Origin of the sequence: Kitasatospora hibisci (assembly GCF_043950205.1) — a bacterium.
Classification (GTDB): domain Bacteria; phylum Actinomycetota; class Actinomycetes; order Streptomycetales; family Streptomycetaceae; genus Kitasatospora; species Kitasatospora hibisci.
In genome coordinates, this window is record NZ_CP171642.1 from 5,807,404 (window position 1) to 5,828,162 (window position 20,759).

The following is a 20,759-nucleotide window of genomic DNA, read 5'->3' on the forward strand; positions in this document are numbered from 1 at the left end:
CTCGGGGCATTTGCCCAGCTCAGTGCCCCTAAGGAGACTATGCCCGGCGTACAGGCCGACTCTTCCGCCCCCTTCCCCCCCGACTGCCCGTCAGGACGGGTGTGCGCCGACCGCGTCGCGGATCTGGTCGCCGAGGCCGCCGTTGACGCGGGCGCAGTTGGCGCAGCAGAAGAACCGGCCGGCCACCTCCACGCCGTGGCCCACGATCCGGACCTGGCACTGCTCGCAGCGGGGCGCCAGCTTCTCCATCGCGCACTCGAAGCTGTCGAAGGTGTAGGTGTCGCCGGTGATCGTCTTGATCTCGAAGGCGAGCCAGTAGTCATTGCCGCAGGTGACGCAGATGGCCATGGTGGCCGTCTCCCTTCCGGTGTGGGGCTGACCGACCGGGTGGGCGCTCAGCCCTTCCCAGTGTCGGATCGGCCCCCGGGACCGGCCACTCGGAGCGCGCCCGCGGGTTGACGCTCGGAGCCCCGTGCGGCTCAGCCGGACGAGGCCGAGAGCTCCTCCAGGGCCAGGACGGCCCGCTCGGCGTCCTCGGCGGCGACGAACAGGTGGTCGTGGTGGAAGCCGGCCACCACGTTGCAGCTGATCCCCACCTCGGCCAGCCGGCCCGCCACGGCGGCGGTCAGGCCCACGGCCTCCAGCGCGGAGTGGATCTGCAGGGTGATCCAGGCGGCGACGTACTCGTAGCGCAGGCCGAGCGAGTCGGCCTCCTCCTGGGCCACCACCACCGTCACGCCCTCGGGCTCGGCGACCGTCACCACCGGTCGCATCCCGGCGGGCACCTTCGCCGGGAGCGAGCAGTAGACGTACCGCCCCGGGTTGAGCAGCGGGCGCATCCCGCGCAACAGCGTCGCTAGATCTCGTTCACCGGCCATGCCCGCCACCGTAGCGGCCGACCGCCCGCGCGCCGGGCTGTCGGGCGGCTGTGTCGGAAACCGTTGACGAGCGACAGTCACCGATATATCGTCGAGTTATCGAGACAGTTACTCGACTGTCCGGGCGACTGCCCGGCATGCGCCGGTCGCACCGGTCGTCGCGGTCTCGATCGAGGACAGGTCGACCGGCGGGCGCCGGTCGACGACCAGGGACACGACGGAGGTGAGCGCCATGCGCTCGGGACGTTTTCGTGAGGAGGGCCCGCGCGGCCGACGCCGCGGTCCGGGCCCGGAGTTCGTGGGCATGCCCGGCGAGGGCTTCGAGGGCCGGGGGGCGTTCGGCCCCTTCGGGCCGCCGCCGTTCGGGCCGGGGCGCCCGATGGGCGGGCCGTTCGGCCCGGGCTTCCGCGGCCACGGCGGGCGTGCCCACGGTCCGCGCGGTCGGCGCGGCGGGCGGGCCCGGCGGGGCGACGTGCGCGCCTCGCTGCTGGCGCTGCTCAAGGAGCGGCCGATGCACGGCTACGAGATGATCGCCGAGATCACCGAGCGGACGGGCGGGGCCTGGCGGCCGAGCCCCGGCTCGATCTACCCCAACCTCCAGCTGCTGGAGGAGGAGGGCCTGATCACGGCCGAGGAGGTCGGCGGCAAGCGGCTGGTCTCGCTCACCGAGGCGGGCCGGGCCGAGGCCGACGCGGGCCCCGCGGAGCCGTGGGCGGAGGCCGGCCGGGAGGTCGACTGGGAGGCCGTGCAGGAGGTCGGCCAGGCGCTCGGCGCCGTCGACCACGCGATCCGGCAGGTCATGGCCACGGGCACGGAGGCGCAGCGCGCCAAGGGCCTGGCGGTGCTCAACGAGGCCCGCAAGAAGCTGTACCTGATCCTCGCCGAGGACGAGTGACGGTCCGGGGGGGCGGTGGGGCCCGGCCGTGGACGGCGGCGGCCGGTGGCGGAGACGGTGCGGCTGCTCGGGTGCTCAGTCGCGGATGGCGAACAGCGCCGCGCACGCGAGCAGCAGCACCGCCCAGCCGAACCAGAGCCAGCCGTTGGGGCCGATCACCGCGCTGTAGAGGCTGACCGCCACGAGCAGGGCGCCGGTGACGGCGGCCGCCTGCCGGTTGCGGTGCATCGCCGCCGCGGACCGGCTCCTGGACTGCTGGTGACGTGCGGTCCTCGCCATGGCCGTCCTCCCGGGGGGAGCGGCGGTCGTCACCCGGAGGCGCGGGCGGTGGCCGCCTCGTCGTACTCGTAGCGCCAGAACCAGCGGACGCCGTCCAGCTGCTTGGCCCGGACGTACACCAGTGTGCGCGCGGGAGTGTCCCCGTGCGCGGGGACCGGCACCTTGTAGGTCTTGGGCACGCCGTACATCGGCCCCAGGGGGATCGGGAGGATTCGGCCGTCCAGGGGGCCGCCGACGAATTCGGTGTCCGTGCTCTTCACCTCACCAGGGTCTCACCCCGCCCGGGCGAACGGTCGTGCGAGGCGGCCCGGGGAGGCCCTGTGCGATCCGGGGGGGGCCTTGTGACGTGGGCGTGCCGGGAGTGTGACCGGAGAGGCACCGCCCCCGGTCATCCGAAGGCCCCGCGCACCCTTATCCTTCCTGTACGCCCTCGGGGTTCACCCGGGTCAGCGGGCCCCGTACGGGCCGGGCGAGGCGCACGTCGGCGTGTCCGTCGGGCCGCCGAGCCGCCGCCTGCGTGCTGCCGCGACTCCGTACCGTGACCCGGGCGTCGGCCGTCCGGCAACCCCGGCTCCGGCCGACGGGGCGTGGACGGCAGGGCCGAGCACCGCCCCGGGAAGCAGCGGGGGGCGCCGCGCGTTGCGTCGGAGTGGTACGTCGAATGCTGTGTCACACCAGGCACGGCAATGCGCGGAAGGGGCCCGATGGAAGCCGGCGGCAGGTGGACGACCTGGTGGCAGAGGCGTGATCGTCAGCGGGCCCGGTCGGCCGACGGGGACGGTCCCACAGCCCGGCTGGACCAGTTGTTGGGCGCCGTGCGCGCAGGCTTCCCGCTGGCACCGGCCGCACATCCGGCCGGCCACCGGTGTTCCTGTGACCGGGTCGCCTGTCCGGCGCCGGCCCAGCACCCGGTGTCCTTCGCCTGGCAGACCCAGGCGACCACCGATCCCGAGCAGGTCGCCCGCTGGCTCTCCCGGGACCCGCAGGCCAACTTCGTCACCGCGACCGGCCGCGTCCACGACGTGCTGGACGTGCCCGCCGAGGCGGGCCGGCTGGCGCTGGAGCGACTGACCGCGCTGGGCGTCGAGGGCCCGGTGGCGGCCGTGGGCGATGACCGGTACCTCTTCTTCACCGCCACCCGGGGCACCCCGGTGGACGAGGACGAGTGGTGGCCGAGTGCCCTGGACTCCACCCCGGACACGATGTCCGAGCACCCCGGGCTGCGCTGGCACTGCCGAGGCTCGTACACCCTGCTGCCGCCGGCCGCGCTGCCGGACGGCTCCGCGGTCCGCTGGCTGCGCGGGCCCGACCAGCCGCTGCCGGACCCGCTGCGGGTGCTGGACGTGCTCACCGACGCCTGCACCGAGGTGGGCGCGGTGGCCGAGGAGCAGTGGCTGATCGGCTGATCGGCTGATCGTCCGACCGGCCCGTCCGGCGCGGTCCGGCACCCGCGGACCCGTCGACTCACGGACCCACGGACTCGACGAGAAGGCCCGGGCGCGAGCGCCCGGCCTCTTCGTCTGCGGGCCGTCGCCCGCCGGTCGGCTACGGCAGGGTGAGGATCTCCGCGCCGTCCGCCGTGACGACGAGCGTGTGCTCGAACTGGGCGGTGCGCTTGCGGTCCTTGGTGACGACCGTCCAGCCGTCGGCCCAGATCTCGTAGTCGTAGGTGCCCAGGGTCAGCATCGGTTCGATGGTGAAGGTCATCCCCGGCTTGATCACCTCGGTCGCCCGCTCACTGTCGTAGTGCGGCACGATCAGGCCGGAGTGGAAAGACGTGTTGATGCCGTGCCCGGTGAAGTCCCGCACGACGCCGTAGTCGAAGCGCTTGGCGTAGGACTCGATCACGCGGCCGATCACGTTGATCCGGCGGCCGGGCTTGACCGCCTTGATCGCCCGGTTCAGCGCCTCGCGGGTCCGCTCGACCAGCAGCTTGGACTCCTCGTCGACGTCGCCGCAGAGGTAGGTGGCGTTGAGGTCGCCGTGCACCCCGTGGATGTACGCGGTGGCGTCGATGTTGACGATGTCTCCGTCCTGGAGGACGGTCGAGTCCGGGATGCCGTGGCAGATCACCTCGTTGATCGAGGTGCAGACGGACTTCGGGAAGCCCCGGTAGCCGAGGTCGGACGGGTAGGCGCCGTGGTCGCACATGTACTCGTGGGCGACGGCGTCCAGGGCGTCGGTGGTGACGCCCGGCGCGATCAGCTTGGCGGCCTCCTCCATCGCCCGGGCGGCGATCCCGCCCGCGATCCGCATCTTCTCGACGGTCTCGGCGGTCTGCACCTCGGGCCCGGTGTACGGCGCCGGCGCGGGTCGTCCGACGTACTCGGGGCGAGCGATGTGCGCGGGGACCTTGCGGGTGGGGGACTGGATGCCGGGTACGAGAGCCATGGCCGCGAGTCTATCCGTCGGGTCCCGCCCCGCCCGGTGGTGTGCGGGCGGCCCCGCTCCGGGGAATGATCGGTACGACCGATCGGTTCGGCCGGTCGGTGCGACGCACCTCACGGACGGGAGACCGCCATGCCCCTCGGGTTCCACCGCAAGCCGACCGGCAAGCCCGGCGAGTGGTTCTACTGCATCAAGCACGCCAAGGTGGAGGAGGGGCCCGAGTGCCCGGCCAAGGACCGGCTCGGGCCGTACGCCAGCCGGGAGGAGGCTGCGCACGCCCTGGAGATCGCCGAAGAGCGCAATCGCGAGTGGAAGAACGACCCGCGCTGGAGCGACCGGCCGGCAGCGGACGACGGTACCGAGTAGCCGGACGGTCCCGCGGCGGGGAGCCGGCGGGCCGACGGGCCGACGGGCTCCGGGCCCGAGCGGGCGTCAGCCCGGCTGCTCGCCCCGGTACTTGGCGCTGGTCAGCGGCGCGAGCACCCGCCAGCCGAGTGCGGTGTACAGCGCGTGCCCGTCCGGGGTGCCGGCCAGCACGCCGGTCTGGGCGCCCCGCTCGTACGCCGCGGTGACCAGCGTCCGGATGACCAGGCTGCCCAGGCCCCGGCGCCGGTGCTCCGGCGCGGTCTCGATCTGGTCGACGACGGCGGTGGCGCCGGTCGGGGCGACCTGACCTCGCGCCGCCAGCGCGCCGTCCGTCGCGGTGACCAGGGTGCGGACCACACCGCCGCGGGACCAGGTGCGCAGGCGGTAGCCGTCCGGGGCGGCGAGCCGGTGGGCGGGCGCCGGGGCGAGCGGGGCGGTCATCAGGTAGCCGGGCTCGTCGTCGATCCACCACTGCGGGCCGAGCCAGGGAGAGGTGACGGCCGGGTCCGCGAAGATCTTGAGCCACGTTCCCTCGGCGCGGACGGCGCCGGCGACCTTGCGGACGTCCTCCTCCCGTACGGCGTCGCCGACGGCGTCGAAGACGTGCCGCGTCACGTGACCGCTGAGGCCGACGTCGACGGTGTAGCCCCACGGCTCGACGACGGCCGGTGCGGCTGCCCGCGAGGCCGTCCATCCGTCGACCCAGCTCCGGACGACGTTCTCCGACGTGATCCCCAGCACGGCCACCCCTTCCGTTCGACGGTCCGGACATCCGGACCGAGGAGCAGTGTAATAACCCAGGATGGCACGTGCCACTTACTTTCCGGGAGGGCGGCCGGTCGGCTACCAGCGTCCGACCGTCGGCCCCGCCGTCAGCCGGCCGGCCAGGTCGGCCAGCCGGGCGAGCGCCGGGCGGCGTGCCGGGGAGCGCCCGGCGGCAGCGCTGACCAGGTGCTGGGCGAGGTCGAACGGCTCCTCCTCGGCGGTGCCGACCGCGAGCCGCTCGTGCGCCAGGGCCGCCAGCTCGGCCGGCCCGGCGGTGCCGTCCAGGGCGAGCACGGTGGCCCCGCCGTGCCGGGCGTCCTGCACCCGCTGCAGCAACTGCTCCCCGGCCGCCGCCGGGGCCACCACCAGCACCGTCGACCCGCGCCCGGCCGCGGCGAGCCGGCGCAGGTCGTGCGTCAGATGGGCCGGGGCCATGGCCGGCACCCGGTGCCTCAGCAGGATGGGTGCCAGCCCGGGGGCGTTTGACCAGGCGGCCTCGTCCGCGAGGTGGGCGGCCAGGTGCCAGGGCTCGTACGCCTCGGTGCCGACCAGCAGCAGGCCTGCGGAGCCCCGCCGGTCGACAGCGTGGCGCAGCGATCCCGCGAAGCCGCCGGCCGCCTCCAGCCAGCCGGTGCCGGCGAGCCGCTCACGGAGTGCCGAAACTCTCACCGCGTCCATGGGCCACAGAATGTCGTGGCCGACCCGCGGTTTGGCAGGATCGGCCCATGACTTCCCTCGATTCAGCGACAAACCCGGCCCATGAGCTGCCCGACGTCTCGCAACTGGTGGTGGGCGTCCTCGGCGGCACCGGCGACCAGGGGCGGGGGCTCGCCCACCGGCTGGCCAAGGCGGGCCAGCAGGTGATCATCGGTTCCCGCGACGCGGCGCGCGCCGAGGCCTCGGCGGCCGAACTCGGCCTCGGCGTGCGCGGCGCCGACAACGCGACCACCGCGCGCGAGAGCGACATCGTGATCGTCGCGGTGCCCTGGGAGGGGCACGCCGCCACCCTCACCGCCCTGCGCGAGGAGCTGGCCGGCAAGATCGTGGTGGACTGCGTCAATCCGCTCGGCTTCGACAAGCAGGGCGCGTACGCGCTGGTACCGGAGGAGGGAAGCGCCGCCCAGCAGGCCGCCGCGCTGCTGCCGGACTCCCGCGTCACCGCCGCCTTCCACCACCTCTCGGCGGTGCTGCTGCAGGACGAGTCGATCGAGCGGATCGACACCGACGTGATGGTGCTGGGCGAGGAGCGCGCCGCCACCGACGTGGTGCAGGCGCTGGCCGGGCGGATCCCGGGGATGCGCGGAGTCTTCGCGGGCCGGCTGCGCAACGCCCACCAGGTGGAGTCGCTGGTGGCCAACCTGATCTCGGTCAACCGCCGGTACAAGGCCCACGCGGGCCTGCGGATCACCGACGTCTGAGGCCGGTCCCGCCCGCGCCGGGCACCCCGGGCCGGCGGGTACCGGCGACGCGCCGACCGCCGACCTCACCCCTGGGCCCGTCCCGGAGGTGAGGTCGGCGACAATGGGGGCCGACCGTCAGCCCGCGCTAGGAGCCAGTCACCATGCCCCGTACGTCCCTCTTCGCCGCGATCGTCGTCGTCCTCGCGCTGGCCGCCGCGGTGATCTCCGTGGTGAAGGACAACTACTGGGGGCTGATCTGGCTCCCGCTCGCCGGCATCGCCAGCAACGTGGTCTGGATGAACCTGCGCCGCGCGAAGCTGGTGAAGGCCGCCGCCGAGCAGGGCTGAGCCCGGTCGGCAGGCGGCCTGGCGGCCCCGGGCTAGTCCCGCCAGAAGCGGAACAGGTCGTGGCCGAGGGCGGCGAAGCTGTCGTCGCTCACGCCGAACAGGTGCATCAGCCCGTACACGGCGTCGAAGAAGAAGCGGTTCACCTCGGGCTGCCAGAGCAGCGCGAACACCGCCAGCATCCCGTACGGCGCGAACGGCTCGACCGCCCGCCTGGTCTGGTACGACAGCCACGGCTCGACGATGCCGTAGCCGTCCAGGCCGGGAACCGGCAGGAGGTTCAGCAGCGCCGCACTCAGCTGGAGCAGACCGAGGAAGGCGAAGGCGCAGGCGAGCGGCGAGTACGGCAGCTGCATGCCGTGCCACTCGACCGGGGTGGCCGGGTCGTCCAGCCAGCCCGCGCCCACCGGGACCAGCAGCAGTGCGGCGCAGACCAGGTTCACCAGCGGGCCGGCCGCCGAGATCAGGCTGTGCTTGAGCCGCCCCTGGATCCGGTGCCGCTCGATCCAGACCGAGCCTCCGGGCAGGCCGATGCCGCCGAGGATCACGAAGACGATCGGCAGCACGAAACTGAGCAGGATGTTGGCGTACTTGAGCGGGTTGAGCGTCAGGTAGCCCTTGGCGCCGACGGTGAGGTCGCCGCCGTGCAGCGCGGTACGGGCGTGCGCGTACTCGTGGAGGCAGAGCGAGACCATCCAGCCGGCCACCACGAACAGGAACACCCCGAACCGGGCGTTGCCGTACCCCGAGTAGACCGCCCAGCCGGACGTGCCCAGTACGGCGAGGAGCACCCAGAACACCGGACTGATCCGGCGGTCCTCGCTGCGCGAGCGCTGCGTTGCGGCGAAGGTCATGAGTGGGTGCTCCGGGGGCTGGGGAAGGGGGCAGGGGTCGATCATGCCGGGCCGGACGGTCGCCGGACAAGCCGTCCCGGGTGAACGTACGAGGCCCCGCGCGGGGTTCCGCGCCACGGGTGGGCCCGGACAATTGTGCGTGCCGGCCGCGCCCATCGACCAGAATGGGCGGGTGCACTACGGCATCCTCGGCACCACCACGGCCCACCACGACGACGGCACGCCGGTCCCGCTCGGCGGGGTCCGGCTGCGGGCGCTGCTCGCGGCGCTGGTCCTGCGGCAGGGACGGCCGGTGGCGGCCGACCTGCTGGTGGACGAGGTCTGGGACACCGAGCCGCCGCAGGACTCGTCGGCCGCGCTGCAGACCCTGGTCGGCCGGCTCCGCCGGACCATCGGCCGCGACCAGGTCGGCTCCGGGCCGGCCGGCTACTGGCTGACCGAGCCCCGGACCGACCTCGGTGAGTTCCAAAGGCTGGCCGGGGAGGGGCGCCGGGCGCTGGAGGAGGGCGACCACGGGTCCGCCGCCGAGCGGCTGCGGGCGGCGCTGGCGCTCTGGCGCGGCCCCGTGCTCGCCGACCTGCCCGACCGCAGCGGCCCGGCCACCCGGCTGGAGACCCAGCGGGAGGAGGTGCGCCGGCACCGGATCCTCGCCGACCTCGCCCTCGGCCGGGCGGCCGAGCTGGTGGCGGAGCTCGCCGAGCTCTGCGACCGGCAGCCGCTGGACGAGCCGGTGCAGTACCTGATGGTCCGGGCGCTGCACGAGAGCGGGCGCACCGCCGAGGCGCTGCGCCACTACGAGCGGACCAGGCGCACCCTCGCGGAGGAGCTCGGCGTCGACCCGGGTCGCCAGCTCCGGACTCTCCACGCGGAGCTGCTAGCCCCCGCGGACCACCCACCGGCGGACCGTCCGGCCCCGGCCGCGGCGGCGCCGACCGTCCCCGGGCCCGCCGCCGAACCGTCCGCCACCAGCACGCAGACCGCCACCCCGGCCGCCGCCACCCCGCCGCCGCCCCGCAGCGCGGGCAACCTGCGCACCCGCCTGACCAGCTTCGTCGGCCGCGAGGACGACCTCGCCGCCCTGCGCGGCGCCCTGACGGGCAGCCGGCTGGTCACCCTGACCGGCCCCGGCGGCTCCGGCAAGACCAGACTCTCCGTCGAGGCCGGCCGCGCCGAGCAGGCGGCCGGACGCTGGCCGGACGGCGTCTGGCTGGCCGAACTCGCCCCGCTGGAGAGCCCGGCCGCGGTGCCCGCCGCCGTGGTCTCCGCGCTCGGCCTGCGCGAGACCGTGCTGCACACCGGCGGTGTGGTCGCCGAGGTCATCGAGACCCGCTCGGAGGACCCGTTGCGCCGGCTCGTCGAGCACTGCGGCCACCGCCGGATGCTGCTCGTCCTGGACAACTGCGAGCACCTGATCCAGGCCGCCGCCGACCTCGCCGACCGGCTGCTCGCCGAGTGCCCCGGCCTGACCGTCCTCGCCACCAGCCGGGAACCGCTCGGCGTCCCCGGCGAGACCGTGCGGCCGGTGGAGCCGTTGCCCGACCCGGTCGCGCTGCGCCTGCTCGCCGAGCGCGCCGCCGCGGCTCGACCCGGCTTCGACCCGCGGCGCGAGCCCGAGGCCTGCGCCGAGATCTGCCGGCGGCTGGACGGCCTGCCGCTCGCCATCGAGCTGGCCGCCGCCCGGCTGCGGGTGATGACGGCCCGGCAGATCGCCGACCGCCTGGACGGCCGGTTCGCGCTGCTCACCGGCGGCAGCCGCACCCTGCTGCCCCGCCAGCAGACCCTGCGCGCGGTGGTCGACTGGAGCTGGGAGCTGCTCGGCAAGCCGGAGCGGGCGGTGCTGCGGAGGCTGTCGGTGTTCGCCGGCGGCTGGACGCTGGAGGACGCCGAGGCGATCTGCGCCGACGACGTCGAGGTGCCCCGCGAGGAGGTCGCCGACCAGCTGCTCTCGCTGGCCGACAAGTCGCTGGTGGTGGCCGACCTGAGCGGGGACGGCTCGTCCCGCTACCGGATGCTGGAGACCATCCAGGAGTACGCCGAGGAGCGGCTGGCCGGGGCGGCCGAGCGGGCCGAGGTCGAGCGCCGCCACCTCGTGCACTTCCGCGAGCTGGTCCGCACCGCCGATCAGCACGTCCACGGTCCGGCGCAGCTGCGCTGGCTGACGGTGCTGGAGCGCGAGCACGACAACATCCGGGCCGCGCTGCGCCGGGCCGTGGACCGCGGCGAGGAGCAGGAGGGGCTGGCCCTCGTGCTCGGGATGAGCTGGTACTGGTCGCTGCGGGGCTTCAGCCTGGAGGCCCGCGGCTGGTACGACGCGGTGCGCGCGCTCGGTCCGGACCCGTTCGACCCGGCGGGCCCGCCGGCGGAGCCGCTGGAGCGGCAGGTCCTGGAGTACGGGGTGCCGATGCCTCCCGGGGTGGCGGCCGAGGCGCGCCGGCAGCTGGAGATCTTCCGGCTGGTCGGGCTCTTCGAGGGGAACCTCGACGTGCTGGCCGACCGGGAGGCGATCAGCGTGTCACGGAAGTTGCTGGAGGCCTACACCCCGGACCTCCCGCAGAGCTACCGGTTCCCGGGGGTGCTGCGGGTGTTCGCCGCCTTCCTGGCCGGCCGGCTGGACGTGATGCGCGACCTGATGGAGGAGGCGGTCGCGGGCTGTCGCCGCCACGGCCGCGCCGCCGACCTGGCGTTCGTCCTGCAGATCCGGGCCAAGACGATGAACGACTGGCCCGGCGGCCTGGAGCAGTCGCTCCGGGACGGCGAGGAATCGCTGGAGCTGTACCGGGGGATCGGCGACCGGTGGGGGATGTCCCAGGCCTACGCGGCCCACGGCGAGGCGCTGGCGGGCCAGGGCCGCTCAGTGGAGGCGGTCGCCGCCTACCAGCGGGCGATCGAGCTGGCCGAGGAGCTGGATGCGCCGCAGGAGGTGCCGATGCTGCGGGTGCACCTCGGCAGCGCGATGCTCGAACAGGACCTCGACGCCGGTGAGCGGTACATCCGCGAGGCCCTGGACATGATCGACCCGGGCGAGATCCAGGCGGCCAACGGCGCGCTGCTCTTCGGGCACCTGATGCTCTGCGGGATCAGTGTCGAGCGCGGTGCGTACGACGACGCGCTGGCCGAGCTGGACCAGGTGAACTGGACCAACAGCCGGATCGGGACCTTCGCCCCCGACCTGGTCGGCGGGATGCTGACGGTCACCCGGGGCTGGATCACCGCGCGGGCCGGCGATCCGGAGCGGGGCTTCGAAATCCTGGACGAGGGGCGGCGGCTGCTGCGCGCGGTGCCGCCCGAGGGCAGCGGCTTCGCGGAGCAGCTGTCGGTCATGCTGGTCCCCCCGGTGGCCGGGGTGCTGCGGGTCTTCGCCGAGCGCGACCACGACCTCGCCGCGGCCCGCAAGGCGGCCGTGCTGCTCGGTGCGCACACCGAGCTGAACGGGCCGAAGGGCGGCTACCTGGACCGGGTCGAGCGGGCGGCCGCCGAGGCGAGCCTGCGCGCCCTGCTCGGTGACGAGGCGTTCGAGGCGGCCCACACGGAGGGCGCCCGCCTGTCGCTGCCGCAGACCAGTTCCCTGCTGGACGACCTGCTGGCCTGACGGTTCGTCGGACTGTGGCCGGCGGGGCCGAAGGCCGGCCGGCCGACCCCCCGTCCCCAGGGGCCGGCCGGCGGCTGCGACGGCCGGCTCAGGTCCGCCTGCGGAACCGGGCCACCGCGAGCGGGGCGAAGACCAGGGTGACGCCGACCGACCAGCCCAGCACGATGAGCACCGGGTGGGCCAGCGCCCCCTCGCCGTTGAGCAGCGAGCGGCAGGCGTCGGCGAGGGCGGAGAGCGGGTTGACCTTGGTGAAGGACTGCAGCCAGCCCGGCATGGTGTCGGTCGGCGCGAAGATCGAGCTGCCGAACTGCAACGGCATCAGCACGAGCATGGCGACCCCCTGGACGGCCTGGGCGCTCCGCAGCGCCATGCCGAGCAGCATCGAGATCCAGACGATCGACATGCCGAACACCAGCGAGAGGCCGATCGCGGCCAGGACCTCCAGCGGTCCGGTCTTCACCTCGAAGCCGAGGACCAGCGCGAAGCCGATCAGGATGGCGAAGGAGAGCATCGCCCGGCAGGTCTCCGCGGCGATCTTGGACAGCAGGACGGCGGCGCGGCCGATCGGCAGGGTGCGGAAGCGGTCCATCACCCCGGTCTGGAAGTCGCTGTTCAGACCGGTGCCGACGGCCATCGCCAGGGTGATGCCGGTCTGTCCGAGCAGGCCGGGGATCATGTACTGCTTGTAGGCGTCCTGACCGCCGGAGATCGCGCCGCCGAAGACGTAGACGAACAGCACGGTGAAGATGATCGGCATCAGCACGGCGTCGAACATCGACTCCGGGTCCGCCTTGATCCGCATCAGGTTGCGGCGGGTCAGCGCGCCGACGTGGCGCAGGTGGCCGGCCAGGTCGATCCGGGCGTCCTCCACCCGGGCGGTGGCGACGGTGGCGGTGGTCATGCGACGGGCTCCTTGGCAAGGCTCGGGGCGGGCGCCGCGGCGGTCGCGGGCTTTCCGGTGATGGTGAGGAACACCTCGTCCAGGCTGGGCACCTTGGTGTCGATCCCGGCGACGGCGAAGCCGCGGGTGCCGAGCGCCCGGATCACCGCGGTGAGCTGTTCCTCACCGGTGATGGGCACCGAGAGCAGCCCGGTGTCCGCGGAGAAGGTGGCCTCGGCGATGCCCGTCTCGTGCAGGCACCGGGCCATCTCGGGCAGCTCGGCCCGGTGGACCGGGCGGACCTGCAGGGTCTGGCCGCCGACCTGGGCCTTGAGCTCGGCGACGCCGCCGGCGGCGATCACCCGGCCCTTGTCGATCACGGTCAGCTCGTCGGCGAGCTGCTCGGCCTCCTCCATGTACTGGGTGGTCAGCAGCACGGTGGAGCCTTCGGCGACCATCCGCTGCACCTCGTCCCAGACCTCGTTGCGGGTGCGCGGGTCCAGGCCGGTGGTGGGTTCGTCCAGGTAGAGGACCCGGGGGCGGCCGATCATGCTGGCGGCCAGGTCGAGGCGGCGGCGCATGCCGCCGGAGTAGGTCTTGGCGACCCGCTTGGCGGCGTCGGTGAGCGAGAACCGCTCCAGCAGCTCGGCGGCGCGCTCCTTGGCGTCCTTGCGGGAGAGGTCGAGCAGCCGGCCGATCAGGTAGAGGTTCTCGTAGCCGGAGAGCATCTCGTCGACGGAGGCGTACTGGCCGGTGAGGCCGATCGTGCGGCGCAGCTGCCTGGGCTGGCGCAGCACGTCGTAGCCCCCGACGCAGGCGGTGCCGGCGTCCGGCTTGATCAGGGTGGAGAGGATGCGGACCAGGGTGGTCTTGCCGGCGCCGTTGGGGCCGAGCACGCCGAGCACGGTGCCCTCGCGGACGGTGAGGTCGACCCCGTCGAGGGCCTTGGTGGTGCCGTAGTGCTTGACGATGCCGCGGACCTCGACGGCGTTGCCGGCGGTGCGCCCCCGGTCGTTCGGGGCGGTGGCGATTGGTGTCATGCCCTCAGGTTGTCCGGCCCGGCTGTCAGCGGGCTGTCACCGCCCGGCGGGGGCGGGTGGGGCGCCGGCGCCGCGCTGTCACCTCGCTGTCATCCCGCCGTCGGGGGCCGGACGCGGCCGCCCTCGTGCCCGCAGGAGTCCGGACACGGCGGAGCCCCGCCCCCTCCGGGGGAGGGGAGCGGGGCCCGGTCCGGCGGTCCGTGGACCGTCAGTGGAAGGTGTGCTCGGGCGCCGGGAAGGCGCCGGAGCGGACGTCCTCGGCGAACTCGCGGGCGGCCTCGCCGAGCACGGCCCGCAGGTTGGCGTACTGCTTGACGAACTTCGGCACCCGGCCCGCGGTCATGCCGGCGAAGTCGGTCCAGACCAGGACCTGGGCGTCGGTGCCCACGCCCGCGCCGATGCCGACGGTGGGGACGGCCAGCTGTTCGGTGACCTGCGCGGCCAGCTCGGCCGGCACGGCCTCCAGGACGACGGCGAAGGCGCCGGCCTGCTGGACCGCCTTGGCGTCGCGCAGCAGCTGGTGCGCCGCCTCGTCGCCGCGGCCCTGGACCGGGTAGCCGCCGAGGGCGTGCACGGACTGCGGGGTGAGCCCGATGTGCGCCATCACCGGGACGCCGGCCTCGACCAGCAGCTCGATCGAGCGGGCGCTGCGTTCGCCGCCCTCCAGCTTGACCGCGCCGACCCCGGCCTCCTTCATCAGCCGGGCGGCGTTGTGCATGGCCTGCGCGGGGGACTCCTGGTAGGAGCCGAACGGCAGGTCGGCCACGATCATGGCCCGCTTGGTGCCGCGGACGACGGCGGCGGAGAGCATCACCATCTGATCCATGGTCACCGGGACGGTGGTCTCGTAGCCGAGGTGGCAGTTGCCGGCCGAGTCGCCGACCAGCAGCACGGGCGTGCCGGCCTCGTCGAAGACGCCCGCGGTGAGGGCGTCGTAGGCGGTGAGCATCGACCACTTCTCGCCGCGCTGCTTGGCGGCGGCGAGATCGCGGACGGTGACGCGGCGGTTGGTGACCCCGCCGTAGAGGGAAGCGGTCGACGCCTGGTTCTGGGCAGGCGAGGGCGAAGAAGCGTTCATCGAACAGGCTCCTGAAGGGTTGTCGTCTCGTGGCGCCGTGTGGCGTCCCCGGATCACCTCCATGCTTGCACGCCCCGGCGCGGGCGCAAAGAGGGGTGCCGCCGCGCCGGTGGGATCTTCGGCACGCCGGGCGGTTCGCCGGGCGTCGGGCCGGGCGTCGGGCCGGTCCGCGGGCCGGCCCGCGGGCCGGGCCGCGCATCCGCCGGGGGGCGGCCCGTTCTTTGCCCACGTTTTACGAAACGGATTCGTCTCGTATCGAAAATGGCGCTACGCTCCCTTCGGGGGTTACGAGACGCCATCGGCTCGGAAATGCCCGCCAGTGTCACGCCACCACGGACGGGGAGACCGCCATGACCACCGCAGCCGCGCCACCACGGGTACCGGAAGCCATCCACCGCCGCCGCTGGGCGATCCTGGGCACGCTGGTGCTCGCCCTGCTCGTCGTCGTCCTGGACAACTCGATCCTCAACGTCGCGATGAAGACCATCGCCTCCCCGGCGCCCACCGGCATCGGCGCCAGCCAGAGCGACCTGGAATGGGCGATCAACTCCTACACCCTGGTCTTCGCCGGCCTGCTGTTCACGGCCGGCCTGCTCGGCGACCGGTTCGGCCGCAAGCGCGCCCTGCTGGCCGGCATGGCGGTGTTCGGGATCGCCTCGCTGCTCTCCTCGCTGGCCGCCTCGCCGGGTGAACTCATCGGCTACCGCGCGCTGATGGGCGTCGGCGGCGCGCTGGCGATGCCGGCCACGCTGGCCATCATCATGAACGTCTTCGAGCGCGCCGAGCAGCCCAAGGCGATCGGCATCTGGGCCGGCGCGGTCGGTCTGGCCATCGCCATCGGCCCGATCACCGGCGGCGTGCTGATCGAGCACTTCTGGTGGGGCTCGGTCTTCCTGATCAACGTCCCGATCGTGATCGTCGCCCTGATCGCGATGGTGCTGCTGGTGCCCGAGTCGAAGGACCCGAACCCGGGACGGCTCGACCCGGTCGGCGTACTGCTCTCGATCATCGGCCTGGTCGCACTGATCTTCGGCATCATCAAGGGCGGCGAGCTCGCCGACTTCACCTCCCCCGAGGCCTGGGTGCCGATGCTGGTCGGCGCCGCGGCGCTGGCCGCCTTCGTCTGGTTCGAGCGCCGCACCGCTCACCCGGCGCTGGACGTCACCTGGTTCCGCAACCGGGTCTTCAGCGCCTCGGTGGCCGTCGTCGGCGTGGTCTTCTTCGCTCTGATGGGCGTCTCGTTCTTCGGCGTCTTCTACACCCAGAGCGTCCGCGGCTACAGCGCCCTCCAGGCCGGTGTGCTGATGCTGCCGCTGGCCGTCGCCCAGCTGCTGTTCGCCCCGCGGGCCCGGCTGGTGGTGGACCGCTTCGGCGTCCGGGCCACCTGCGCCGGCGGCATGGCGCTGATCGCGGTCGGCTTCCTCGGCTACCTGCTGCTGGACACCGACACCCCGATCTGGGTGCTGGTGGTGCTCGGCCTGCTGATGGGCTCCGGCATGGCGCACGTCATGCCGCCGGTCACGGTCGCCATCATGGGCTCGCTGCCGCGCGAGAAGGCCGGCGCCGGCTCGGCCATCAACAACACCTTCCGCCAGGTCGGCGGCTCGCTCGGGGTCGCCGTGCTCGGCGCGGTGCTCTCCACCGTCTACCGTGACGGCATCGCCGACAAGCTGGACGCGCTGCCGACCGAGGCGCTGCGGGAGAAGGCGGGCGAGTCCCTGGAGGCCACCCTGGCCGTCGCCGGGCGGCTCGGCCCGCAGGGCGCCGGGCTGGTCGGACCGGCCAACGACTCCTTCGTCAGCGCGATGCACGTGGTGGCCGGGCTCTCCGCCGGCATCACGATGGTCGGCGCGCTGCTGGCCTGGTTCCTGCTCCCCGGCCGGGTGCCGGCCGCCGGCCAGGGCGGTGCGGGCGGCCACGGCGGTGCGCCCGGCGCGGCGCAGGCCGGCCAGGCCCAGGCCGGCCCCGAGCAGACGGCCGACCCCGCCGGGACGTCCCGCCCGACGGCCCCGGCGCGCGCCTGACCAGCGGCCGCACTGAGCGACAATGGGCCCTGCCCGTCCGGATCCGTCCGTGCGGGCAGGGCCGCGGCCGTACCGGGACTTCCCGGATCCGGGGCCGCGGACGACAATCGGGAGGTTACGGGAGTGGGAGACGGCGCCGTGTGCACACGAGCGGCCGGGCAGACGGGAGCGGCGATGACCACCGACACCACGACCGCGTCGGACTGTGCCGCCCCGCGCCGGGGACGCCCCCGCAGCGAGGCCGCCGAGCAGGCCATCTTCGCCGCGGTCGAGGAGCTGATGGCCGGCGGCACCAGCCTGCCCGAGCTGACCATCGAGGGCATCGCCGCCGCGGCGGGCGTCGGCAAGGCCACCATCTACCGGCGCTGGCCCAACAAGGAGGCGCTGCTGGTGGACATGGTCAGCCGCATGGAGGAGCCGCTCCCCTCCACCACCGGATCGGTCCGCGGAGACCTGGTCGCCATGATCGAGTACATGCGGCTGCGCGGCCTGGCCAAGCGCTCCCGCTGGGTGCTCAAGGCCGCGCTCGGCCAGATGCACAGCTCGCCCGAGCTGCACGCCGCCTACCGGGAGCGGGTGATCAAGCCGCGCCGGCAGGCCGCCCGTGAGCTGGTCCGCCGCGGCATCGAGGAGGGCGAGCTCCGCTCCGACCTCGACGAGGACCTCGTCGGCGACCTGCTGGTCGGCCCGATCCTTGCCCGCAGCGTCCTCTGGGACGACTCCGACCTGGAGGACCCGGCGCTGGCCGTCAAGATGGTCGACGCCCTGCTCCAGGGCCTCGGCGGCCCGGCCGCCCGGGGCTGAGCCGCCGCCTCGCGCCGTGCGCCCCGGCGCACCGCCGTGGTGTGGCTCACCAAAGCGGGCCGCGCCGGAACCCGCTCCACCGGACCGGCGTCTGTCCCGGCATAGGCTGAGCCGGGGATCCGATCGAACCGGCACCGGTCCGGCGCCTCGCCCGCCCCACCGGCGGCGCTGCGCGCCGGATCGGCAGACGGCACGAACGACGGGAGCCACGGCATGGCGCAGGCGGACAGGGCGGACCGGACGGCGGTACCGGAGGCGGGGGGCAGCGGCCCGGCCGACGGCGGCTCCGGCTCCCGTCCTGACGGCCCGGGCGCCGACGGCGGCTCCGGCTCCCGCCCCGAGGGTCCCCGCCCCGACGGCCCGGGCGCCGACACCCCGGGCGGCGGCCGCGGCGGGTTCCTGGGCCTGCGGCACTGGGGCCGGGACGGCCGGGGCGGCACCATCTGGCGGCGCGGCCTGGCGGTCGCCGCCCTCGCCCTGCTCACCGCGGCCCTGCTGGGCCTGCACGCCGACGTGCCCAACACCGTGGGCAACCTCGGCAGCCTGCTGGAGACCTTCCTGCCCTGGCTCGGCCTGGCCGTCCCGGTGCTGCTGGTACCCGCGCTGCTGCGCCGCTCGGCGACCGCGCTGATCGCCCTGCTGCTGCCGACCCTGATCTGGCTCAACATGTTCGGCGGCCTGCTCAGCGACAAGAGCGGCGGCACCGGCGACTTCACGGTGGTCAGCCACAACGTGGCCGCGGCCAACACCGACACCCAGGGCACGGTGAAGCTCCTCAAGGACTCCGGCGCGCAGATCGTCGCCCTGCAGGAGCTGGCCGGAAAGGCGCTGCGCGGCTACGAGACCGGGCTGGCCGACGCCTACCCGTACCACGCGGTCGATGGCACCGTCGGCCTCTGGTCCAAGTACCCGATCAGCGGGGTCTCGGTGGTGGACATCAAGATGGGCTGGACCAGGGCGTTCCGTGCCCAGGTCGCCACCCCGCAGGGCCCGGTGGCGGTGTACGTGGCGCACCTGCCGTCGGTCCGGCTGAAGGCCGAGGGCGGATTCACCGTCAGCCAGCGCGACGCCAGTGCCCAGGCGCTCGGCGACGCGATCGAGGCCGAGCAGCTGAAGAAGGTCCTGCTGCTCGGCGACCTCAACGGCACCATGAACGACCGCAGCCTGGCGCCGATCACCTCGCAGATGCGCTCGGCCCAGGGCGCGGCCGGCGACGGCTTCGGCTTCAGCTGGCCGGCGTCCTTCCCGATGGCCCGGATCGACCAGATCATGAGCAAGGGCGGCCTGAAGCCCGCCGACTCCCGCACCCTGGGCCGGGACGGCAGCGACCACCTCGCGGTGGCCGCCACCTACCGGTACTGACCCGGCCGCGGGCTCAGCCCCGGCGCCACCGGTTGGTGATCGGGAGGCGGCGGTCCCGGCCGAAGCCCTTGACCGAGATCTTCGGGCCCGGCGGGTACTGCCGCCGCTTGTACTCGGCGGTGTCGACCAGCCGGACGACGCGGTCCACCACCGCCGGGTCGAAGCCCGCGGCGACGATCGCGTCCCGCCCCTGGTCGCCCTCGACGTAGAGGTCGAGCACGGTGTCCAGCAGGTCGTAGTCCGGCAGCGAGTCGGTGTCCTTCTGGTCCGGCCGCAGCTCGGCGGACGGCGGCTTGGTGATGGTGTTCTCCGGGATCGGGGGCACCTCGCCGCGCCGCTCGGCCTCCTCGTTCCGCCAGTTGGCCAGCCGGAAGATCAGCGACTTGTAGACGTCCTTGATCGGGCCGAAGGCGCCGACCGAGTCGCCGTACAGCGTGGAGTAGCCGACCGCCAGCTCGCTCTTGTTGCCGGGCGCGAGCACGATGTGCCCCTCCTGGTTGGAGATCGCCATCAGCAGCGTGCCGCGCAGCCGGGACTGCAGGTTCTCCTCCGCCAGGCCGGTCAGCTCGGTGGCCGCCATGTAGGCGTCGAACATCGGGGCGATGGGCACCGTCCGGAAGTGCAGCCCGGTGCGGCGGGCCAGCTCGGCGGCGTCGTCCCGGGAGTGCTGCGAGGAGTACCGGCTCGGCATCGAGACGCAGTGGACGTTCTCCGCGCCGATCGCGTCGACCGCGATGGCCGCCACCAGGGCCGAGTCGATGCCGCCTGAGAGGCCGATCAGCACCGAGCGGAAGCCGTTCTTGCGTACGTACGCCTGGGTGCCGGAGACCAGCGCGGCCCAGATCTCGGCCTCGTCGGAGACCCGCGGGGCCACCTCGGCGCGCAGCGGCTCGACCGGGGTCGGCCGCACCTCGCCGTCCAGATCGGTGCGGACCAGGTGCAGGCCGTCGCTGAGCAGCAGCCCGTCGGTGTGGTCGCTGCTGGCGGCCGGCAGGTCCAGGTCGAGGAGGAGCAGGTGCTCCTCGAACTGGGGGGAGCGGCCCAGCACCTCGCCGTCCGGGGCGACGACGATCGAGTCGCCGTCGAAGACCAGCTCGTCCTGGGCGCCGACCATGTTGACGTACGCCAGCGGGCAGCCCGCCTCGGCGGCGCGGCGGCGGACCAGCTCCAGCCGGACGTCGTCCTTGTTCCGTTCGTACGGGGAGCCGTTGATCACCAGCAGCAGGCCGGCCTCGGCCTCACGGGCGGCGGTGACCCGGCCGCCGTCCTGCCAGATGTCCTCGCAGATCGCGAGGGCGACGTCCACGCCGTGCAGCCGCAGCACCGGCAGCTGGTCGCCGGGGACGAACCAGCGGTACTCGTCGAAGACGCCGTAGTTGGGCAGGTGGTGCTTGGCGAACCGGGTGACCACCTCGCCGCGGTGGAGCACGGCGGCGCAGTTCTGCGGCGATCCGGCCGGGCGGCCGAACCGCGGCGAGGCCTGGTCGGAGCGGCCGAGGTAGCCGACCACCACCGGCAGCTCGCCCAGTCCCTCCGCGGCCAGCCGGGCGGCGAGCTCGACCAGCGCGGACCGGGACGCCTCGACGAACGAACGGCGCAGGGCGAGGTCCTCGACCGGGTACCCGGTGAGGGCCATCTCGGGGAAGGCGACCAGCTGGGCGCCGGCCTCGGCGGCCCGCTTGGTCCAGCGCACCACCTCATCGCTGTTGCGTGCGATGTCGCCGACCCAGGGGTCGGTCTGGCTCAGGGCGAGACGGAGATTGGGCATGGCCCCGAGTGTAATCGTCTATCTGACGCAATGTCCCGGGCGGGG

General features: G+C 73.9%; 21 protein-coding genes. 9 read left to right on the plus strand and 12 right to left on the minus strand.

From position 1 onward, the window contains the following. Nucleotides 1-90: 90 nt before the first annotated feature. Nucleotides 91-348, minus strand: a complete 258-nt coding sequence (locus tag ACF9IK_RS25435) for a Prokaryotic metallothionein (protein WP_313763465.1) — start codon at nt 346-348, stop codon at nt 91-93. A gap of 131 nt (nt 349-479) precedes the next feature. Further along, complete coding sequence (locus ACF9IK_RS25440) at nt 480-878, minus strand: ACT domain-containing protein (protein ID WP_395296411.1); 399 nt, start codon at nt 876-878, stop codon at nt 480-482. Nucleotides 879-1,110: 232 nt separating this feature from the next. Between ACF9IK_RS25440 and ACF9IK_RS25445 the strand changes: the two genes are divergently transcribed. Beyond that, entirely contained in the window at nt 1,111-1,773 is a 663-nt protein-coding gene (locus tag ACF9IK_RS25445) for a PadR family transcriptional regulator (RefSeq protein WP_395296412.1), read from the plus strand. A gap of 75 nt (nt 1,774-1,848) precedes the next feature. Here ACF9IK_RS25445 and ACF9IK_RS25450 read toward each other — a convergent pair whose 3' ends face one another. After that, nucleotides 1,849-2,052, minus strand: a complete 204-nt coding sequence (locus tag ACF9IK_RS25450) for a hypothetical protein (RefSeq protein ID WP_395296413.1) — start codon at nt 2,050-2,052, stop codon at nt 1,849-1,851. A gap of 29 nt (nt 2,053-2,081) precedes the next feature. Continuing rightward, nucleotides 2,082-2,312 carry a hypothetical protein gene (locus tag ACF9IK_RS25455; RefSeq protein ID WP_238741548.1) on the minus strand — a complete coding sequence of 77 codons (231 nt, stop codon included), beginning with the start codon at nt 2,310-2,312 and terminating at the stop codon, nt 2,082-2,084. Between the two features lie 444 nt (nt 2,313-2,756). Between ACF9IK_RS25455 and ACF9IK_RS25460 the strand changes: the two genes are divergently transcribed. Next, nucleotides 2,757-3,458: a bifunctional DNA primase/polymerase gene (locus ACF9IK_RS25460; RefSeq protein ID WP_395296414.1), complete on the plus strand. Its 702-nt coding sequence runs from the start codon at nt 2,757-2,759 to the stop codon at nt 3,456-3,458. A 139-nt stretch (nt 3,459-3,597) separates the two neighbouring features. Here ACF9IK_RS25460 and map read toward each other — a convergent pair whose 3' ends face one another. Beyond that, entirely contained in the window at nt 3,598-4,443 is an 846-nt protein-coding gene (map, locus tag ACF9IK_RS25465; RefSeq protein WP_395296415.1) for a type I methionyl aminopeptidase, read from the minus strand. Between the two features lie 129 nt (nt 4,444-4,572). Here map and ACF9IK_RS25470 point away from each other — a divergent pair, with 129 nt between their 5' ends. Further along, nucleotides 4,573-4,806, plus strand: coding sequence for a hypothetical protein (locus ACF9IK_RS25470; protein ID WP_395296416.1), 234 nt, complete (start codon nt 4,573-4,575; stop codon nt 4,804-4,806). Between the two features lie 66 nt (nt 4,807-4,872). On the opposite strand, the gene ACF9IK_RS25475 is transcribed toward ACF9IK_RS25470, so the two are convergent. Together ACF9IK_RS25475 and ACF9IK_RS25480 are read right to left on the minus strand one after the other, a co-directional pair. After that, complete coding sequence (locus ACF9IK_RS25475) at nt 4,873-5,547, minus strand: GNAT family N-acetyltransferase (protein WP_395296417.1); 675 nt, start codon at nt 5,545-5,547, stop codon at nt 4,873-4,875. A 102-nt stretch (nt 5,548-5,649) separates the two neighbouring features. Beyond that, nucleotides 5,650-6,249 (minus strand): hypothetical protein, encoded by a 600-nt coding sequence (locus tag ACF9IK_RS25480; protein WP_395296418.1) that lies wholly within the window; start codon nt 6,247-6,249, stop codon nt 5,650-5,652. A 47-nt stretch (nt 6,250-6,296) separates the two neighbouring features. Here ACF9IK_RS25480 and npdG point away from each other — a divergent pair, with 47 nt between their 5' ends. After that, entirely contained in the window at nt 6,297-6,989 is a 693-nt protein-coding gene (npdG, locus tag ACF9IK_RS25485) for an NADPH-dependent F420 reductase (protein ID WP_395296419.1), read from the plus strand. A gap of 143 nt (nt 6,990-7,132) precedes the next feature. Further along, the gene (locus ACF9IK_RS25490) at nt 7,133-7,318 is read left to right on the plus strand and encodes a hypothetical protein (protein WP_395296420.1); all 186 of its coding nucleotides are present in this window, start codon (nt 7,133-7,135) and stop codon (nt 7,316-7,318) included. 32 nt (nt 7,319-7,350) lie between these two features. Here ACF9IK_RS25490 and ACF9IK_RS25495 read toward each other — a convergent pair whose 3' ends face one another. Next, complete coding sequence (locus ACF9IK_RS25495) at nt 7,351-8,169, minus strand: site-2 protease family protein (protein ID WP_395296421.1); 819 nt, start codon at nt 8,167-8,169, stop codon at nt 7,351-7,353. 172 nt (nt 8,170-8,341) lie between these two features. On the opposite strand from ACF9IK_RS25495, the gene ACF9IK_RS25500 reads away from it, so the two are divergent. Then, complete coding sequence (locus ACF9IK_RS25500; protein ID WP_395296422.1) at nt 8,342-11,758, plus strand: AfsR/SARP family transcriptional regulator; 3,417 nt, start codon at nt 8,342-8,344, stop codon at nt 11,756-11,758. 88 nt (nt 11,759-11,846) lie between these two features. On the opposite strand, the gene ACF9IK_RS25505 is transcribed toward ACF9IK_RS25500, so the two are convergent. The 3 genes from ACF9IK_RS25505 to panB all read right to left on the minus strand — a co-directional run bounded on the left by ACF9IK_RS25505 (nt 11,847) and on the right by panB (nt 14,756). Then, nucleotides 11,847-12,659, minus strand: coding sequence for an ABC transporter permease (locus ACF9IK_RS25505; RefSeq protein ID WP_395296423.1), 813 nt, complete (start codon nt 12,657-12,659; stop codon nt 11,847-11,849). After that, nucleotides 12,656-13,678 carry an ATP-binding cassette domain-containing protein gene (locus ACF9IK_RS25510; RefSeq protein ID WP_395296424.1) on the minus strand — a complete coding sequence of 341 codons (1,023 nt, stop codon included), beginning with the start codon at nt 13,676-13,678 and terminating at the stop codon, nt 12,656-12,658. Before ACF9IK_RS25510 ends, ACF9IK_RS25505 begins: the two co-directional genes overlap by 4 nt. 208 nt (nt 13,679-13,886) lie before the next feature. Beyond that, a complete protein-coding gene (panB, locus tag ACF9IK_RS25515; RefSeq protein ID WP_395296425.1) occupies nt 13,887-14,756 on the minus strand; it encodes a 3-methyl-2-oxobutanoate hydroxymethyltransferase in 870 nt (289 codons plus the stop codon). Between the two features lie 350 nt (nt 14,757-15,106). Between panB and ACF9IK_RS25520 the strand changes: the two genes are divergently transcribed. The 3 genes from ACF9IK_RS25520 (at nt 15,107) to ACF9IK_RS25530 (ending at nt 18,946) form a co-directional block, all read left to right on the plus strand. Then, nucleotides 15,107-16,780 (plus strand): DHA2 family efflux MFS transporter permease subunit, encoded by a 1,674-nt coding sequence (locus tag ACF9IK_RS25520; protein ID WP_395296426.1) that lies wholly within the window; start codon nt 15,107-15,109, stop codon nt 16,778-16,780. Between the two features lie 174 nt (nt 16,781-16,954). Next, on the plus strand, nt 16,955-17,584 hold the full coding sequence (locus tag ACF9IK_RS25525; protein WP_395296427.1) for a TetR/AcrR family transcriptional regulator: 630 nt from the start codon (nt 16,955-16,957) through the stop codon (nt 17,582-17,584). Between the two features lie 213 nt (nt 17,585-17,797). Continuing rightward, nucleotides 17,798-18,946, plus strand: coding sequence for an endonuclease/exonuclease/phosphatase family protein (locus ACF9IK_RS25530; RefSeq protein ID WP_395296428.1), 1,149 nt, complete (start codon nt 17,798-17,800; stop codon nt 18,944-18,946). A gap of 13 nt (nt 18,947-18,959) precedes the next feature. Here ACF9IK_RS25530 and ACF9IK_RS25535 read toward each other — a convergent pair whose 3' ends face one another. Next, complete coding sequence (locus tag ACF9IK_RS25535; RefSeq protein WP_395296429.1) at nt 18,960-20,714, minus strand: NAD+ synthase; 1,755 nt, start codon at nt 20,712-20,714, stop codon at nt 18,960-18,962. Nucleotides 20,715-20,759 lie beyond the last annotated feature (45 nt).